This window comes from Zestomonas insulae (assembly GCF_016901015.1).
Classification (GTDB): Bacteria; Pseudomonadota; Gammaproteobacteria; order Pseudomonadales; family Pseudomonadaceae; genus Aquipseudomonas; species Aquipseudomonas insulae.
This window is the reverse complement of record NZ_JAFEUP010000001.1, coordinates 952,698-968,958: the sequence shown is the minus strand read 5'-3', so window position 1 is coordinate 968,958 and position 16,261 is coordinate 952,698. Positions and strand designations below refer to the sequence as shown.

Here is a 16,261-nt window from a genome sequence, read left to right as displayed (position 1 = left end):
GGCATTAAAGTTCGACACGCTTGGGATCATAGCCCCGCGTGCGATACAGGCGGAAATTCTCCCGGCAGGCGGTCAGCAGCGCCGGGGCTTGGTTGACGATCTCGATGACGCGGCCGAAATGGTCGAGAAACGGCGAGATGTTCGGTTGCAGGTTAATCAGCAGGCCCTGGCGGCTGGCCGGCTCGTCGTCCAGGCCGAGCACCACCGGCGCCTGTGGATCGCTGCCGTGGCGGTCGTGCGGCAAGAACGCATCGGCCTTGAAGCGCCACAGCATCTCGTCGAGTTCCTGCAGTTGCGCGTCGTCCTGGCCGCGCACGAATACCGGCATGCCCGCCCGCCAGCCCTTCAGCGCCAGCTGGCAGGCGGCGCGCAGGCGGTCGGCCGGGGCGGTGGAGGAGAGGACGTAGAACTCGATTCTGGGCATGGGGCTTCCGAGGTGCGCCAGGCGCGGCGGCGGATCGTTGCGCGATACCGGTCAGACCGGCAAATCGGCGAATCGATCCGCGCCGCCCGGCATCAGGCTTTACAGCGGTCGAGCAGGTACTGGGTGAGCAGCGGCACCGGACGACCGGTGGCGCCTTTGTCCTTGCCGCCGCTGATCCAGGCGGTGCCGGCGATGTCCAGGTGCGCCCAGTGGTAGCTCTTGGCGAAGCGCGACAGGAAGCAGCCGGCGGTGATGGTGCCGGCCTTCGGCCCGCCGATGTTGGCGATATCGGCGAACGGGCTGTCCAGCTGCTCCTGGTACTCGTCGAACAGCGGCAGCTGCCAGGCGCGGTCGTCGGCGTGCTCGCCGGCCTTGAGAATCTGCTTCACCAGGGCGTCGTTGTTTCCCATCAGCCCGGAGACGTTGCTGCCCAGGGCGACGATGCAGGCGCCGGTGAGGGTGGCGATGTCGATCACCGCCTGCGGCTTGAAGCGTTCGGCGTAGGTCAGGGTGTCGCACAGCACCAGACGGCCTTCGGCGTCGGTGTTGAGGATTTCCACGGTCTGCCCGCTCATGGTGGTGACGATGTCGCCCGGACGGGTGGCGCCGCCGCTCGGCATGTTCTCGGCGCAGGCCAGCAGGCACACCAGGTTGATCGGCAACTGCAGTTCGAGCACGGCGCGCAGGGTGCCGAGAACGCTGGCGGCGCCGCACATGTCGTACTTCATCTCATCCATGCCGAGGCCGGGCTTGAGGCTGATGCCGCCGGTGTCGAAGGTGATGCCCTTGCCGACCAGGGCGAAGGGTTTGTCGTCCTTGGCGCCGCCGTTGTACTGCAGCACGATCATGCGTGGCGGCTGGTCGCTGCCCTGGGCCACGGCGAGGAAGGCGCCGGCACCGAGGCTGGCGAGTTTCTTCTCGTCGAGGATCTCGACCTTGAGGTTCTTGTGCGCCTTGCCCAGCTCCTTGGCCTGTTCGGCGAGATAGCTCGGGTGGCAGATGTTCGGCGGCAGGTTGCCGAGGTCGCGGGTAAACGCCATGCCGGCGGCAATCGCCTGGGCGTGCAGGCTGCCGCGTTCGACGTCGGCCGCCTGGGGCTTGTCGACTAGCAGGGTGGCTTTCTTCAGCGCGCGCGGTTCGGCTTTCTGGCTCTTGAAGCGGTCGAACACATACTCGCCGTCGGCCAGGGTTTCCACCAGCAGACGCGCCTTGTCGTAGGCGTGGCGGCCTTTTACGGCCAGATCACCGAGTGCCAGCGCGGCATCGCCGCCGGCCAGGCCCTTGAGGGTGGCGAGCACGGCGGAAACCAATTTGCGGTACTGACGGTCGGATAGCTCGCCCTTGCCGCTGCCAACCAGCAGCACGCGTTCGGCCTTGAGGCCTGGCAGACTGTGCAGCAGCAGGGTCTGGCCGACCTTGCCGGCCAGGTCGCCGCGCTTCAGTACGGCGCTGATGGCGCCGCTGCTGGCGGCGTCCACGGCCTTGGCGAGGTCACCGAGCTTGCGCCCTTCGCCGACGGCGAGGACCAGCGTGGCGGTTTTGAGGGTTTCCGGGCGAGCGCTTTTGACAAGGAATTCCATGGCGTGTGTCCCCAAGACAACGAGTCGGTATTACGGGATAATGCCGGGCATTTTTCCGGTGGTCCGCCATGGGCGGGCCGGCAACAAGCGGCTAGTTTGAGCGTAGCCGCCCGAGCCTGACAACCCTGGAGCGTCTGGATTGATCGTCTTCCGTTATCTCTCCCGCGAGTTATTGCTTACCCTCAGTGCGGTCAGTGCCGTGCTGCTGGTAATCATCATGAGCGGGCGCTTCATCAAGTACCTGGCCCAGGCAGCGCAAGGCGCGCTTGATCCGGGCGTGCTGTTTATGATCATGGGCTTCCGGATTCCTGGCTTCCTGCAGCTGATCCTGCCGCTGGGTCTGTTCCTGGCGATCCTGCTCGCCTATGGCCGGCTCTATCTCGACAGCGAGATGACCGTGCTGTCGGCGACCGGCATGAGCCAGCAGCGCCTGCTCGCCTACACCCTCGGGCCGGCCACGTTGATCGCCCTGCTGGTCGCCTGGCTGAGCCTGGGTCTGGCGCCGCAGGGCGTCGCGCAGGTGGCGCGCATTCTCAATGAGCAGGATGCCCTGACCGAGTTCGATACCCTGGTGCCTGGGCGCTTCCAGTCGATGAAGGACGGCACGCGGGTTACCTACGTGCAGGAGCTGTCCAGCGATCGCGCCGAGTTGGGTGGCATCTTCATCTCCGACAAGCGCCTATCCAAGGATAGTGGCAAGGAGCGCGGCATCACCGTGCTGGTCGCCGAGAAGGGTCGCCAGGAAATCCAGGCCGATGGCAGTCGCTACCTGATTCTCGAGAACGGCTTCCGCTACGACGGCAATCCCGGCAAGGCCGACTACCGGGCGATCCAGTACGACACCTACGGCATGCTGCTGCAACGCCCGGAGGTGAGTACCGATATCGGTGAGCGCGAGGCGATTCCCACCCGCGAGCTGTGGGGCAGTGACGATCAGCGTCACGTTGCCGAGTTGCAGTGGCGCCTGTCGATCCCGCTGCTGGTGTTCGTGGTCACCCTGATGGCCGTGCCCCTGGCGCGAGTCAATCCGCGGCAGGGGCGCTTCCTCAAGCTGCTGCCGGCGATCCTCCTATACATGGCCTACCTGTCGTTGCTGATCGCCATGCGCGGCGCACTGGACAAGGGCAAGCTGCCGATCAGCGTCGGCTTGTGGTGGGTACATGGGATCTTCCTGATGATCGGCTTGCTGCTGATCTATTGGGAGCCGTTGCGTCTGAAATGGGCCAGCCGTCGTGCAGTTAGGGAGATGGCGCATGCCTAAGTTGGATCGCTACATCGGCACCAGTGTGTTCTTCGCCATCCTTGCCGTGCTCGGGGTGATCGTCAGCCTGGCGCTGCTGTTTGCCTTTATTGATGAGCTGGGCGACGTCGAGGGCGGTTACGGGCTGCTCGATGCCGCCTGGTATGTGCTGTTGACCGCGCCACGGCGGATCTACGACATGCTGCCGATGGCGGCGTTGATCGGGTGCCTGATCGGCCTGGGCAACCTCGCCAGCCACAGCGAGCTGACCATCATGCGCGCCGCCGGGGTGTCGGTGGGGCGCATCGTCTGGGCGGTGATGAAGCCCATGCTGGTGCTGATGCTGGTCGGCATTCTGATCGGCGAGTACGTGGCGCCGTGGAGCGAGAACCAGGCGCAGGCCAGTCGCTCGATGGCTCAGGGCGGTGGCGAGGCGCAGAGCGCCAAGCGCGGTCTCTGGCATCGTCAGGGCAACGAGTTCGTACACATCAACTCGGTGCAGCCCGGCGGTGTGCTGTACGGGGTGACCCGCTACCAGTTCGACGAGCAGCGCCATCTGCAGGCGTCGAGCTTCGCCAAGCGCGCGCAGTACGAAGGCCATTCCTGGCTGCTCAGTGAAGTGTCGACCACGCATTTCCGTGGCCGCAGCACCGAGGTGATCAACAGTCCGAGCGAGCGCTGGGACGTCGAGCTGAGCCCGCAGCTGCTCGGCACCGTGGTGCTGGAGCCTGACGCGCTGTCGGTGGCCGGGCTGTGGCGCTACATCCATTACCTGGCCGAGCAGGGGCTGAACAACGGTCGCTACTGGCTGGCGTTCTGGACCAAGCTGCTGCAGCCGCTGGTGACTGCGGCGCTGGTATTGATGGCAATTTCCTTCATCTTCGGTCCGCTGCGCTCGGTGACCCTCGGGCAGCGGGTGTTCACCGGGGTACTGGTCGGCTTCGTGTTCCGCATCGCGCAGGATCTGCTGGGGCCGTCCAGCCTAGTGTTCGGTTTCTCGCCGCTGCTGGCGGTGCTGATCCCTAGTGGCATCTGCGCCCTGGCCGGCGTGTGGATGTTGCGTCGCGCCGGTTGAGTTGAGCGCAACCACATAAAAAAAGCCGGCTTCGCGCCGGCCTTTTTGTTCACTTCTTATGGCTGTTCTTTGGCAGCTGCACGACGCAGCTGCCCGAATACATGTCGTGCCAGCTGCGCTTCTGTTTGTCCCACAGCGTCCACAGAAAACCCAGGCCAGCGGCGAGCCAGGAGATGATGGCGATCAGAAAGCGCAGCAGCGCCTGCCACAGGTCGATCGCCGTACCGTCGGCGTTCTGTACGCGGATCCCCCAGACCTGCATGCCGAGAGTCTGGCCGTTGTGCGTCCAGAACTTGGCGAAGAAGCCGAACAGGCTGAACAGCAGCAGGGTCGAGAGGATCGGGTCGTGGTTCAGTGCGCCGCTCTCCGCCAGTTCCTTGAGGCGTTCGCTGCCGTGGATGCTGCGCAGGATCACCTGCTGGTACAGCAGCGTCACCACCATCATCAGTGCGATGCACAGCAGAGAGTCATAGAAGATCGCGGCAAGGCGGCGCGGCAGGCCGGCGGCGGGGAAGTCGCCCTGGGGGCGGAGTTGATGGTGCTTGGCCATGGCGCTCAATCGAAGTGAAAAAATCGTGGGCGTAAAAAAGCCCCTGATGTCGCCATCAGAGGCTCTTCAGAACCGCAGTGCTTAGCCCAGGACTTGAACCTGGTCGGCCTGCATGCCCTTTTGACCTTGCACAGCAACGAAGGTGACCTTCTGGCCTTCTTTCAGGCTTTTGAAGCCGTTACCTTCGATGGCGCGGAAGTGCACGAACAGATCCGGACCGCTTTCTGGAGTGATGAAACCGTAACCTTTTTCGTCGTTAAACCACTTGACGGTGCCGTTCTGACGATTCGACATATCTTATTTCCTTGAAACTTAGAGTTGATGACAGCCTCTTCAGCGATTCGTTGGAGCGAAGAGGACTGGACTGGTTGCAGATATAAGAGACGTCGATCGGGATCGGGATGTAGCAAATCAAGTGATCTGCTGCACCAGGCCACGGTTCAAAGCGACCCATGCAAACACAGCTGCCGGCACTCTACGACAACTCCGAGAGAAAATACAACCCTCGAAAGATTCGTATTTAAAGGCGCTGCGAGCGGCGTTTTGAGGGGCTCGATATGGGTGCGGAAATGAAGCTTTGCGGTCGATGCCATGACGGCATGAAGTGATGCATGGTGCCCCGGGGGAGACTCGAACTCCCACTCCTTTCGAAAACGGATTTTGAATCCGCCGCGTCTACCGATTCCGCCACCGGGGCACAGTGGCGGCGGAGTATAGGGGTGTCGGAATGACCGGTCAATCGGCTCGCGTGGCTAAATTCGACGGCATCCGCTAAACTTCGCCGCCCTGCGAAACGACCTCCCATCATGCGTGTTGCCGATTTCCATTTCGAGCTGCCGGAGACGCTGATCGCGCGTCATCCACTGGCCAAACGGCGCTCCAGTCGACTGCTCACCCTGGACGGCGCGAGCGGCGCGCTCGCCCATCGTCACTTCACCGATCTGCTGGACTACCTGCGCCCCGGCGACCTGATGGTGTTCAACAATACCCGGGTCATTCCGGCGCGCCTGTTCGGTCAGAAGACTAGCGGCGGGCGCCTGGAAATTCTTGTCGAGCGCGTCCTGGATGGGCGTCGGGTGTTGGCGCATGTGCGGGCCAGCAAGGCGCCCAAGCCCGGTACCGAGATCCTCATCGATGGCGGTGGCGCTGCGCGCATGCTGGCGCGCCATGACGCGCTGTTCGAGCTGGGTTTTGACGAGGACGTGCTGGACCTGCTCGAGCGGGTCGGGCACATGCCGCTGCCACCGTACATTGATCGCCCTGACGACGCTGCGGACCGCGAACGCTATCAGACCGTGTACGCCGAGCGCGCCGGTGCGGTGGCGGCGCCGACGGCCGGGTTGCATTTCGATGAGGCGCTGTTGGCAGCGATTCGCGCCAAAGGCGTCGAACAGGCATTCGTCACTCTGCATGTCGGGGCGGGCACCTTCCAGCCGGTGCGCGTCGAGCGCATCGAGGATCACCACATGCACTGCGAATGGCTTGAGGTCGGCCAGGACGTGGTGGATGCGGTGGCGGCCTGTCGCGCGCGTGGCGGTCGAGTGATTGCGGTGGGCACCACCAGCGTGCGTTCGCTGGAAAGCGCTGCTCGTGATGGTCAGCTGAAGGTATTCAGTGGCGACACCGACATCTTTATCTACCCGGGGCGACCCTTCCATGTGGTCGATGCCCTGGTCACCAACTTCCACCTGCCGGAGTCCACGCTGCTGATGCTGGTCTCCGCCTTCGCCGGCTACCCGGAAACCATGGCGGCCTACGCGGCTGCGGTGGCAGAGGGCTACCGCTTTTTCAGTTACGGTGATGCAATGTTCATCACCCGCAACCCCGCGCCGCGCGGGCCAGAGGAGCGCCCATGAGTCGCACTTGTCGCATGTCTTTCGAACTGTTGGCCACCGACGGCAAGGCCCGTCGCGGCCGGCTGACGTTCCCGCGCGGCGTGGTCGAGACCCCGGCGTTCATGCCGGTCGGCACCTACGGTACGGTGAAGGGCATGTTGCCGCGTGATGTCGAGGCGATTGGCGCGCAGATCATTCTCGGCAATACCTTCCACCTGTGGCTGCGCCCGGGTACCGAGGTGATCAAGCGTCTCGGTGACCTGCACGACTTCATGCAGTGGCAGGGGCCGATCCTCACCGACTCTGGCGGCTTCCAGGTGTTCAGTCTCGGCGCGCTGCGCAAGATCAAGGAAGAGGGCGTGTACTTCGCCTCGCCGGTCGACGGCAGCAAGGTGTTCATGGGGCCGGAGGAGTCGATGCAGGTGCAGCGCGATCTCGGCTCGGACATCGTAATGATCTTCGACGAGTGCACGCCGTACCCGGCGGATGAGGAGGTGGCGCGCATCTCGATGGAGCGTTCGCTGCGCTGGGCCAAGCGCTCGAAGGATGCGCACGGCGACAACACGGCCGCCTTGTTCGGCATCGTCCAGGGCGGCATGCACGAAGAGCTGCGCCTGCGCTCACTAGCCGGTCTGGATGAAATCGGTTTCGACGGGCTGGCCATCGGCGGCCTGTCGGTGGGCGAGCCGAAGGAAGAAATGATCCGCGTGCTCGACTTCCTGCCGCCACATATGCCGACCGACAAACCGCGCTACCTGATGGGCGTCGGCAAGCCGGAAGACCTGGTCGAGGGTGTGCGTCGCGGGGTGGATATGTTCGATTGCGTGATGCCGACGCGCAACGCACGCAACGGCCATCTGTTCGTCGACACCGGCGTGCTGAAGATTCGCAATGCCGTGCATCGTCACGACGATTCGCCGCTCGAGGCGAGCTGCGATTGTTACACCTGTAAACACTTCTCTCGGGCCTATCTGCACCACCTGGACAAGTGCGGTGAAATGCTCAGCAGCATGTTGAATACCACCCACAATTTGCGCCATTACCAGCGCCTGATGGCTGGTTTGCGCGAGGCAATTCAACAGGGTACATTGGCCGCCTTTGTCGATGCCTTCTACGCCCGGCGCGGCCTGCCAACGCCGCCGCTGAACTGATTAAACGCATTAATTCCCCCAGACCTTTTGACAGGAGTCTTTATGAGCTTTCTGATCCCCGCCGCTTTTGCGGATGCTGCTGCTCCGGCTGCAGCTGGTCCTGCCGGTAGCGGCTTCGAGTGGATTTTCCTGGTCGGTTTCCTGGTGATCTTCTATCTGATGATCTGGCGCCCGCAGGCCAAGCGCGCCAAGGAGCACAAGAACCTGCTCGGCGGCCTGCAGAAGGGTGACGAGGTGGTGACTTCCGGTGGTATCGCCGGCAAGGTCAGCAAGGTCAGCGACGACTTCGTGGTGATCGAAGTGTCCGACACCGTCGAGCTGAAGATTCAGAAGGGCGCCATTGCCGCGACTCTGCCGAAAGGCACGCTGAAAGCCATCTGATCCATACATTATTAAAAACTGACGGGGCGCTTTAAGCGCCCCGCGTCATAAGCGGGCGGCGTGATGCTGAACAAGTACCCTTTGTGGAAATACCTGCTGATCGTGGTTGTACTGGCGGTCGGCCTTATCTATTCCGCACCTAACCTTTATCCCGATGATCCGGCCATTCAGGTCAGTGGTGCCAGCTCGGCGCTGCGTATCGAACAGGCCGATCTGGAGCGCATGGGTAAGGCGCTCAGCGATGCTGGCATCGAGGTCAAGGCAAGCAGCGTGACCGCAGACGGCAAGAGCGGTCTGGTGCGTCTGGTCAAGCAGGCTGATCAGCTGCCGGCCAAGGATGTCGCGCGCAAGGCGTTGGGTGACGATTACGTCGTGGCGCTGAACCTCGCGCCGACCACGCCGAAATGGCTGCGCAACCTGGCGGCGACACCGATGAAGCTCGGTCTCGACCTGTCCGGCGGTGTGCACTTCCTGCTCGAAGTCGATATCGAGAAGGCCGTCGGCGCGCGTATGAAGGTCTACGAAAGCGAAGTGAAGGGCCTGCTGCGCAAAGAGCGTGTGCGCTACCGCAGCCTGCCGCAGGCCAACGACGCCATTCAGCTCGGCTTCGCCGACGAAGAGTCACTGGGTCAGGCGAAGAGCCTGATCAGCAAGGACTTTCGCGACTTCCAGATCACCACGGTCGAGCGCAATGGCATGCAGGTACTGCGTCTGGAAATGACGCCGACCAAGCTGGCCGAGATCCGCGAGTACTCGATCAAGCAGAACCTGACCACGGTGCGCAACCGGGTCAACGAGCTCGGCGTGGCCGAGCCGCTGGTGCAGCGTCAGGGCGCCAACCGGATCGTCGTCGAACTGCCGGGCGTGCAGGACACCGCGGAAGCCAAGCGCATTCTCGGCAAGACCGCCAACCTCGAGTTCCGTCTCGCCGCCGAAGCCGATGCCTCGAAGGCCTCGACCGAGTCCTTCGAGTTCCGCGAGCCGCATCGTCCGCCAGTGCCGCTGGAGCGCAGCCTGATCATCACCGGTGATCAGGTCACAGACGCGCAGGCGAGCTTCGATGAGAACGGTCGTCCGCAGGTCAACATCCGCCTCGACGGTCACGGCGGCGAGCTGATGAACCGCGCCACCCGCAACAACGTCGGGCGCAGCATGGCGGTGATCTTCATCGAGCAGAAACCGCTGACCCGTTACGTCAAGCAGACGGTCGACGGCGTCGAGAAGGAAGTGGCGATCCAGACCTTTAAGGAAGAAAAGAAAATCATCAGCCTGGCGACCATCCAGTCGCCGCTCGGCAGCCAGTTCCGCATCACCGGCCTGAACGGCCAGGGTGAATCCTCCGAGCTGGCGCTGCTGCTGCGCGCCGGTGGTCTGGCGGCGCCGATGTACTTCGCCGAAGAGCGCACCATTGGTCCGAGCCTGGGTGCCGACAACATTACCAAGGGTGTCGATGCCTCGCTCTGGGGCATGCTGATGGTCTCGCTGTTCATGATGGCCATCTACCGCATCTTCGGTCTGCTGGCCACCGTGGCGCTGGCGGTGAACATGGTGCTGCTGGTCGCGCTGATGTCGCTGCTGGGTGCGACGCTGACCCTGCCGGGTATCGCCGGTATCGTGCTGACCATGGGTATGGCGGTCGACGCCAACGTGCTGATCTTCTCGCGGATCCGCGAAGAGCTCGCCAATGGCATGTCGGTGCAGCGTGCCATGCATGAAGGCTTCGATCGTGCCTTCAGCGCGATTCTCGATGCCAACCTGACGACGCTGCTGGTCGGCGGCATCCTGTACGCCATGGGCACCGGCCCGGTGAAGGGCTTCGCCGTGACCATGTCGCTGGGTATCTTCACCTCGATGTTCACGGCCATTCTGGTGACTCGTGCGATGGTCAATTTGATCTTCGGCGGGCGTGACTTCAAGAAGCTGTGGATCTAAGGGCCAGCCATGAAACTCAATACCATCAACTTTATGGGCGTGCGCAATGTTGCGTTCGCCGTCACGCTGTTCCTGACCCTGCTGGCGGTTTTCAGCCTGTTCACCAAGGGCCTCAACTTCGGCCTGGACTTCACCGGCGGTACGCTGATCGAGCTCACCTATGAGCGTCCGGCCGATCTTGGCGAGGTGCGCGAGCAGCTGAACAAGGCCGGTTACAACGAGGCGATCGTGCAGAGCTTCGGCGCCACGACCGATCTGTTGGTGCGTATGCCGGGTGATGATCCGAAGCTGGGTAACGAGGTTGCCGATGCGCTGCGCAAGGGGGCCTCGGACAATGCGGTCACCGTCAAGCGGGTCGAGTTCGTAGGTCCGCAGGTCGGCGAGGAGCTGCGCGATCAGGGCGGCCTGGGCATGCTGCTGGCGCTCGGTGGCATCCTGATTTACGTGGCCTTCCGCTTCCAGTGGAAGTTCGCGGTGGGGGCGATCGTCTCGCTGATTCACGACGTGATCGTGGCAGTCGGCATCCTTTCCTACTTCCAGGTCTCCTTCGACCTGACTGTGCTGGCGGCAGTGCTGGCGATCATCGGCTATTCGCTGAACGACACCATCGTGGTGTTCGACCGCGTGCGGGAAAACTTCCGCGTGCTGCGTAAAGCCAGTCTGATCGACAACATCAACATTTCCACCACGCAGACCCTGCTGCGCACCATGGCGACGTCGATCTCCACCTTGCTGGCGATCGTGGCGCTGCTGCTGTTCGGTGGCGACAACCTATTCGGTTTCGCCATCACTCTGTTTGTCGGTGTATTGGCGGGTACCTACTCTTCGATCTACATCGCCAACGTGGTGCTGATCTGGCTGAACCTGTCCACTGAGGACCTGATTCCGCCGGCGGCGGCGACCGAGGTCGACGAGCGCCCGTAACCGGGATTCGCGACTGTGAAAACGGTCGCGATTTCACCAGGCGGCTGGCGGGTGGTTGAACTTGGTCGGTGCGGGTCTGTCCAAGGCTAGGAGTACGGTGCTGATGCGCCGAAGTGAAGCCAGGAGGTCCACGTGAACAAGTCAATGCTCGTAGGTGCGGTGCTGGGTGCGGTGGGTGTTACCGCAGGCGGTGCTGTGGCCACTTACAGTCTGGTCGGTGGTGGCGGCCCCGAGTACGCGGAAGTGCTGGCCGTCCAGCCGGTGAAAGAAACCATCAAGACCCCGCGTGAAGTGTGCAAGGACGTGGCGGTGACTCGTCAGCGTCCGGTGCAGGATCAGCACCAGATCGCCGGTACCGTGCTGGGTGCGGTAGCGGGTGGTTTGCTGGGTAATCAGGTCGGCGGCGGCACCGGCAAGAAGATTGCCACCGTGGCCGGTGCGGTCGGTGGTGGTTACGCTGGGAACAAGGTGCAGGAAGGTATGCAGAATCGCGATACCTACACCACCACCGAAACCCGTTGCCATACCGTGACCGACGCCAGCGACAAGGTGGTCGGCTACGACGTGAAGTATCAGCTGGATGGCAAGATCAGCCAGGTGCGTATGGATCACGATCCGGGTCGGCAGATTCCCGTCAGCAAGGATGGCCAGTTGGTATTGGTTCAGCAGCAAGCTGGTCAGACGGCGCAGTAGAAGCAACGCATAAAAAAACGCCCCAATGGGGCGTTTTTTTATGCTCGAAGCTGCTGTTAGCGCTTCATCGACGGCGCCAGGTGCGGCTGAATGGCGGTCAGTACCGCCTTGAAGCACTTGGTGTTGCCGGCCACGATCTGGCCCTTGTCGAGGAAGTCGTGGCCGCCGGTGAAGTCGCTGACCAAGCCGCCAGCCTCCTGGATCAGCAGGGCGCCCGCGGCCATATCCCACTCGGACAGGCCGAACTCCCAGAACGCATCGAAACGACCGGCTGCGACATAGGCGAGATCGAGGCTGGCGGCGCCGGCACGGCGAACGCCGGCGGTCTGACCGACCAGGCTGCGGAACATGCCCAGGTAGTTGTCGAGGTGGTCCATCTGGTCGTCGCGGAACGGGAAGCCGGTACCGATCAGTGCGCCGTCCAGGCTCTTGCGGGCGCTGACGCGCAGGCGGCGGCCATTCAGGGCGGCGCCGCGGCCGCGACTGGCGGTGAATTCTTCCTGGCGTACCGGATCGAGTACCACGGCATGCTCGAGGCGACCGCGGTATTTGCAGGCAATGCTCACGGCAAAGTGTGGTACGCCGCGGATGAAGTTGGTGGTGCCATCCAGCGGGTCGATGATCCACAGGTAGTCGGCGCCTTCACCGCTACCTTCGATCAGACCGCCTTCCTCGCCGAGGAAGCCATGGGTGGGGTAGGCCTTGCGCAGCGCGTTGATGATGGTCTGCTCGGCGGCGCGGTCGACTTCGGTGACGTAATCCTTGGCATCTTTCTCGCTGACCGAGAGGGCATCCAAGCGTTCGATGGAGCGGAAGATCAGTTCTGCGGCGCTGCGGGCTGCGCGCAGCGCGATATTCAGCATTGGCTGCATGGAATTTTCACCGGAGTCGTTAAAGAAAGCCGAGCATTCTAACAGAAAAGCCCAGGGTAAGAAGCGCCGCCTGTGCGCTGCGTGGCTTTCGCGTCGGCGCTTCTGTAAGCTTTACGGCCTTTCATTCTCGACAGGTGCTCGCGTTGCTCCAGAACATTCGCGTGGTCCTGGTCAATACCAGTCATCCCGGCAACATCGGCGCTGCGGCGCGCGCGATGAAGAACATGGGCCTCAACGAGCTGGTGCTGGTCGATCCGCAGGACTTTCCCAGTCCGGAAGCCAGTGCTCGCGCATCTGGCGCCGATGACATCCTTGCCGCGGCGCAAGTGGTGGGGACTCTGGAGGAGGCCTTGGTCGGCTGTGCCTTGGTGATGGGTACCAGTGCGCGGGAGCGCCACATTCCCTGGCCGCTACTCAATCCGCGCGAATGTGCCGAGCAGGCCGTCGAGCAAGTGGCTCGCGGTGCGCGCGTGGCTCTGGTGTTCGGCCGTGAATATGCCGGCTTGACCAACGAAGAGCTGCAGCGTTGTCGCTATCACGTGCACATTCCGGCGGATCCGGCGTTCAGCTCGTTGAACCTTGCGGCTGCGGTGCAGGTGCTGACCTACGAGGCGCGGATGGCCTGGCTGGCTGCGCAAGATCTGCCAACCCATCTGGAGAAAACCGAGGGCAAGGCGGAAGAGGTTGAAGAGGTAACGGCAGACGAGCTGGAATTGTTCTATGTCCACCTTGAGAGCACCTTGATAGAAATCGGTTTTCTCGATCCGGAGCGCCCGCGCTTTCTGATGTCGCGTCTGCGCCGGCTGTATGGTCGCAGTGGCGTCAGCCGCCAGGAGATGAATATTCTTCGTGGCATTCTGACGGAGACCCAGGCGGTCGCTCGTGGGTTGCCCCATAAGAGGAGGAGTAAGTGATGTTCGAGCGTGTACGGGAAGACATCCAGAGCGTGTTTCATCGCGATCCGGCTGCGCGCAACGCGTTCGAGGTGCTGACCTGCTACCCGGGCCTGCATGCGGTCTGGTTGCATCGTCTTGCGCATGCCTTGTGGGGTGCAGGCTGGAAGTGGCTGGCGCGTCTGGTGTCGAATTTCGGGCGCTGGTTGACCGGTATCGAGATTCACCCGGGGGCGAAGATCGGTCGCCGTTTCTTCATCGACCACGGCATGGGTATCGTCATCGGTGAGACCGCCGAGATCGGCAACGACGTGACCCTCTATCAGGGCGTGACCCTCGGGGGCACCAGCTGGAACAAGGGCAAGCGCCACCCGACCCTCGAAGACGGGGTGGTGGTCGGTGCTGGCGCCAAGGTGCTCGGGCCGTTCAGTGTGGGGGCGGGCGCCAAGGTCGGCTCCAACGCAGTGGTGACCAAAGAGGTGCCGCCGGGTGCGACGGTGGTCGGTATTCCCGGGCGGATCATCGTCAAGTCTGACGACGAGCGGGAAGCCAAGCGCCAGGCCATCGCTGAGAAGTTCGGCTTCGATGCCTACGGCGTCGGTCAGGACATGCCCGACCCGGTGGCGCGGGCGATTGGTCAGTTGCTCGACCATCTGCAGGCGGTCGACGATCGCCTCGAGGGTATGTGCTCGGCGCTCAAAGCGCTGGGTAGCGACTACTGCGCCAAGGAGCTTCCCGCGCTGCGCGACGAAGACTTTGCCGACGTGAAGGAGGCTGGCGACAAGCCAGCCGCCTGATGCGCAGCGGCGCGCAGTCTGCTATGCTGCGCGCCCTTCTTGCGCTCAATCCCGAGTGTTTTGATAGGTCTTATAGTTGACTTAAATACTCGGGAAATAGGATACTTGCGGTATATCCGCGATCTTCTGGTAACACACCATGCGATTGACCACCAAGGGCCGGTACGCTGTGACCGCTATGCTCGACCTGGCGCTGCACGCCCAGGGCGGCCCGGTGTCTCTGGCTGATATCTCCGAGCGTCAGGGCATTTCTCTGTCTTATCTCGAGCAGCTATTCGCCAAGCTGCGCCGCGGCAACCTGGTTTCCAGTGTGCGCGGCCCAGGTGGTGGCTACCAGCTGTCGCGCGACATGCGCGGAATCCAGGTGGCGCAGGTCATCGATGCGGTCAATGAATCCGTGGATGCCACGCGCTGCCAGGGTATGGGTGATTGCCATGCCGGCGACACCTGTCTGACCCACCATTTGTGGTGCGATCTCAGTCAGCAAATTCATGAGTTTTTGAGTGGTATCAGCCTGGGTGATCTCGTGGACCGCCGTGAGGTTCAAGAAGTTGCCCGGCGTCAGGATCAGCATCGCTGTAATGGGCGCACGCTGCACCTGGACAAGATTGAAGCGTCCGCCGTCGATTGAGCGGTTGCCCGCCTGATAGGAGAGTTGCAATGAGACTGCCGATTTACCTCGATTATTCCGCGACGACGCCGGTCGATCCGCGCGTGGCGCAGAAGATGAGCGAATGCTTGCTGGTGGACGGCAACTTCGGTAACCCGGCGTCGCGTTCCCATGTGTTCGGCTGGAAGGCCGAGGAGTCGGTGGAGAATGCCCGTCGTCAGGTGGCTGAGCTGGTCAATGCAGACCCGCGCGAGATCGTTTGGACCTCCGGGGCCACCGAGTCCGACAACCTGGCCATCAAGGGCGTCGCGCACTTCTACGGCACCAAGGGCAAGCACATCATCACCTCGAAGATCGAGCACAAGGCGGTGCTGGATACCTGCCGCCAGCTAGAGCGCGAAGGCTTCGAAGTGACCTACCTCGAGCCAGGCGAAGACGGCCTGATCCTGCCGTCGATGGTCGAGGCGGCGCTGCGCGACGACACCATTCTGGTGTCGATCATGCACGTCAATAACGAGATCGGCACGGTCAACGACATCGCCGCCATTGGTGAGCTGACCCGTTCGCGTGGCGTTCTGTTCCATGTGGATGCGGCGCAGTCGACCGGTAAGGTCGCCATCGATCTGGAGGCGCTGAAGGTCGACCTGATGTCCTTCTCCGCGCACAAGACCTACGGTCCAAAAGGCATCGGTGCGCTGTATGTACGCCGCAAGCCACGCGTGCGTCTGGAGGCTCTGATTCACGGCGGTGGTCATGAGCGTGGCATGCGTTCCGGCACCCTGGCGACCCACCAGATCGTCGGCATGGGCGAAGCGTTCCGTATCGCCAAGGAAGAGATGGTCCAGGAAAACCAGCGCATCCTGGCGCTGCGCGACCGCTTCTTCGCGCAGGTAGATGGCATGGAAGAGCTGTACATCAACGGCAGCATGACCGCCCGCGTACCGCACAACCTGAACCTGAGCTTCAACTATGTCGAGGGCGAGTCGCTGATCATGGCGCTCAAGGACCTCGCCGTTTCCTCCGGTTCGGCGTGTACCTCGGCGTCGCTGGAGCCTTCCTATGTATTGCGCGCCCTCGGGCGCAACGACGAGCTGGCGCACAGCTCGATCCGCTTCACCTTCGGGCGCTTCACCACCGAAGAGGAAGTCGATTACGCCGCCAGCAAAGTGGCTGACGCGGTGAACAAGCTGCGCGAGCTGTCGCCGCTGTGGGACATGTTCAAAGAGGGTGTCGACCTGACCAAGGTCGAATGGCAGGCGCACTGAATAAGTAGTCGCCTTCAAGAGCGGCACCTGATGAGAGAG

Annotated in this window: 17 protein-coding genes and 1 tRNA gene; 12 read left to right on the top strand and 6 right to left on the bottom strand. The window is 62.7% G+C overall.

Features of this window, described 5'->3' with window-relative positions; all coding sequences use genetic code 11:
* Window positions 1-4: 4 nt before the first annotated feature.
* Window positions 5-424, bottom strand: a complete 420-nt coding sequence (locus JQX08_RS04675) for a DNA polymerase III subunit chi (protein WP_204915082.1) — start codon at window positions 422-424, stop codon at window positions 5-7.
* A 92-nt stretch (window positions 425-516) separates the two neighbouring features.
* Entirely contained in the window at window positions 517-2,004 is a 1,488-nt protein-coding gene (locus JQX08_RS04670) for a leucyl aminopeptidase (protein WP_204915081.1), read from the bottom strand.
* 139 nt (window positions 2,005-2,143) lie between these two features.
* Between JQX08_RS04670 and lptF the strand changes: the two genes are divergently transcribed.
* Both lptF and lptG read left to right on the top strand, forming a co-directional pair.
* Window positions 2,144-3,265 carry an LPS export ABC transporter permease LptF gene (gene lptF / locus JQX08_RS04665; protein ID WP_204915080.1) on the top strand — a complete coding sequence of 374 codons (1,122 nt, stop codon included), beginning with the start codon at window positions 2,144-2,146 and terminating at the stop codon, window positions 3,263-3,265.
* Window positions 3,258-4,319, top strand: coding sequence for an LPS export ABC transporter permease LptG (gene lptG, locus JQX08_RS04660; RefSeq protein ID WP_204915079.1), 1,062 nt, complete (start codon window positions 3,258-3,260; stop codon window positions 4,317-4,319). Before lptF ends, lptG begins: the two co-directional genes overlap by 8 nt.
* 49 nt (window positions 4,320-4,368) lie before the next feature.
* Here lptG and JQX08_RS04655 read toward each other — a convergent pair whose 3' ends face one another.
* The 3 genes from JQX08_RS04655 to JQX08_RS04645 all read right to left on the bottom strand — a co-directional run bounded on the left by JQX08_RS04655 (window position 4,369) and on the right by JQX08_RS04645 (window position 5,566).
* On the bottom strand, window positions 4,369-4,869 hold the full coding sequence (locus JQX08_RS04655) for an RDD family protein (protein WP_204915078.1): 501 nt from the start codon (window positions 4,867-4,869) through the stop codon (window positions 4,369-4,371).
* 81 nt (window positions 4,870-4,950) lie between these two features.
* Window positions 4,951-5,163 carry a cold-shock protein gene (locus tag JQX08_RS04650; RefSeq protein WP_204915077.1) on the bottom strand — a complete coding sequence of 71 codons (213 nt, stop codon included), beginning with the start codon at window positions 5,161-5,163 and terminating at the stop codon, window positions 4,951-4,953.
* Between the two features lie 318 nt (window positions 5,164-5,481).
* Window positions 5,482-5,566, bottom strand: a tRNA-Leu gene (locus JQX08_RS04645).
* A gap of 109 nt (window positions 5,567-5,675) precedes the next feature.
* Between JQX08_RS04645 and queA the strand changes: the two genes are divergently transcribed.
* The 6 genes from queA (at window position 5,676) to JQX08_RS04615 (ending at window position 11,785) form a co-directional block, all read left to right on the top strand.
* On the top strand, window positions 5,676-6,725 hold the full coding sequence (gene queA, locus JQX08_RS04640; RefSeq protein WP_204915076.1) for a tRNA preQ1(34) S-adenosylmethionine ribosyltransferase-isomerase QueA: 1,050 nt from the start codon (window positions 5,676-5,678) through the stop codon (window positions 6,723-6,725).
* 14 nt (window positions 6,726-6,739) lie between these two features.
* Window positions 6,740-7,855, top strand: coding sequence for a tRNA guanosine(34) transglycosylase Tgt (gene tgt / locus JQX08_RS04635; RefSeq protein ID WP_204915333.1), 1,116 nt, complete (start codon window positions 6,740-6,742; stop codon window positions 7,853-7,855).
* Window positions 7,856-7,897: 42 nt separating this feature from the next.
* Window positions 7,898-8,236 (top strand): preprotein translocase subunit YajC, encoded by a 339-nt coding sequence (yajC, locus tag JQX08_RS04630; protein WP_204915075.1) that lies wholly within the window; start codon window positions 7,898-7,900, stop codon window positions 8,234-8,236.
* A 63-nt stretch (window positions 8,237-8,299) separates the two neighbouring features.
* On the top strand, window positions 8,300-10,168 hold the full coding sequence (gene secD / locus JQX08_RS04625) for a protein translocase subunit SecD (RefSeq protein ID WP_204915074.1): 1,869 nt from the start codon (window positions 8,300-8,302) through the stop codon (window positions 10,166-10,168).
* A 9-nt stretch (window positions 10,169-10,177) separates the two neighbouring features.
* Window positions 10,178-11,092, top strand: a complete 915-nt coding sequence (gene secF / locus JQX08_RS04620) for a protein translocase subunit SecF (protein WP_204915073.1) — start codon at window positions 10,178-10,180, stop codon at window positions 11,090-11,092.
* 132 nt (window positions 11,093-11,224) lie between these two features.
* Complete coding sequence (locus JQX08_RS04615) at window positions 11,225-11,785, top strand: glycine zipper 2TM domain-containing protein (protein ID WP_204915072.1); 561 nt, start codon at window positions 11,225-11,227, stop codon at window positions 11,783-11,785.
* A gap of 56 nt (window positions 11,786-11,841) precedes the next feature.
* Here the strand turns inward: JQX08_RS04615 and suhB are convergent, their stop codons facing one another.
* The gene (suhB, locus tag JQX08_RS04610; protein ID WP_204915071.1) at window positions 11,842-12,657 is read right to left on the bottom strand and encodes a type III secretion system regulator SuhB; all 816 of its coding nucleotides are present in this window, start codon (window positions 12,655-12,657) and stop codon (window positions 11,842-11,844) included.
* 143 nt (window positions 12,658-12,800) lie between these two features.
* On the opposite strand from suhB, the gene trmJ reads away from it, so the two are divergent.
* The 4 genes from trmJ (at window position 12,801) to JQX08_RS04590 (ending at window position 16,222) form a co-directional block, all read left to right on the top strand.
* On the top strand, window positions 12,801-13,571 hold the full coding sequence (gene trmJ / locus JQX08_RS04605; protein WP_204915070.1) for a tRNA (cytosine(32)/uridine(32)-2'-O)-methyltransferase TrmJ: 771 nt from the start codon (window positions 12,801-12,803) through the stop codon (window positions 13,569-13,571).
* A complete protein-coding gene (gene cysE / locus JQX08_RS04600) occupies window positions 13,571-14,347 on the top strand; it encodes a serine O-acetyltransferase (RefSeq protein ID WP_204915069.1) in 777 nt (258 codons plus the stop codon). The genes trmJ and cysE overlap by 1 nt, the downstream gene beginning before the upstream one ends.
* A 139-nt stretch (window positions 14,348-14,486) precedes the next feature.
* Window positions 14,487-14,978, top strand: coding sequence for a Fe-S cluster assembly transcriptional regulator IscR (gene iscR / locus JQX08_RS04595; RefSeq protein ID WP_204915068.1), 492 nt, complete (start codon window positions 14,487-14,489; stop codon window positions 14,976-14,978).
* Window positions 14,979-15,007: 29 nt separating this feature from the next.
* Entirely contained in the window at window positions 15,008-16,222 is a 1,215-nt protein-coding gene (locus tag JQX08_RS04590) for an IscS subfamily cysteine desulfurase (protein ID WP_204915067.1), read from the top strand.
* The last annotated feature ends 39 nt before the right edge of the window (window positions 16,223-16,261 follow it).

Coding starts and splice junctions, on each gene's coding strand:
- JQX08_RS04590 (WP_204915067.1), top strand. CDS start 15,008: ATGAGACTGCCGATTTACCTCGATTATTCCGCGACGACGCCGGTCGAT.
- JQX08_RS04650 (WP_204915077.1), bottom strand. CDS start 5,163: ATGTCGAATCGTCAGAACGGCACCGTCAAGTGGTTTAACGACGAAAAA.
- secD (WP_204915074.1), top strand. CDS start 8,300: ATGCTGAACAAGTACCCTTTGTGGAAATACCTGCTGATCGTGGTTGTA.
- JQX08_RS04655 (WP_204915078.1), bottom strand. CDS start 4,869: ATGGCCAAGCACCATCAACTCCGCCCCCAGGGCGACTTCCCCGCCGCC.
- lptG (WP_204915079.1), top strand. CDS start 3,258: ATGCCTAAGTTGGATCGCTACATCGGCACCAGTGTGTTCTTCGCCATC.
- secF (WP_204915073.1), top strand. CDS start 10,178: ATGAAACTCAATACCATCAACTTTATGGGCGTGCGCAATGTTGCGTTC.
- yajC (WP_204915075.1), top strand. CDS start 7,898: ATGAGCTTTCTGATCCCCGCCGCTTTTGCGGATGCTGCTGCTCCGGCT.
- queA (WP_204915076.1), top strand. CDS start 5,676: ATGCGTGTTGCCGATTTCCATTTCGAGCTGCCGGAGACGCTGATCGCG.
- cysE (WP_204915069.1), top strand. CDS start 13,571: ATGTTCGAGCGTGTACGGGAAGACATCCAGAGCGTGTTTCATCGCGAT.
- JQX08_RS04675 (WP_204915082.1), bottom strand. CDS start 424: ATGCCCAGAATCGAGTTCTACGTCCTCTCCTCCACCGCCCCGGCCGAC.
- iscR (WP_204915068.1), top strand. CDS start 14,487: ATGCGATTGACCACCAAGGGCCGGTACGCTGTGACCGCTATGCTCGAC.
- suhB (WP_204915071.1), bottom strand. CDS start 12,657: ATGCAGCCAATGCTGAATATCGCGCTGCGCGCAGCCCGCAGCGCCGCA.
- JQX08_RS04670 (WP_204915081.1), bottom strand. CDS start 2,004: ATGGAATTCCTTGTCAAAAGCGCTCGCCCGGAAACCCTCAAAACCGCC.
- tgt (WP_204915333.1), top strand. CDS start 6,740: ATGTCTTTCGAACTGTTGGCCACCGACGGCAAGGCCCGTCGCGGCCGG.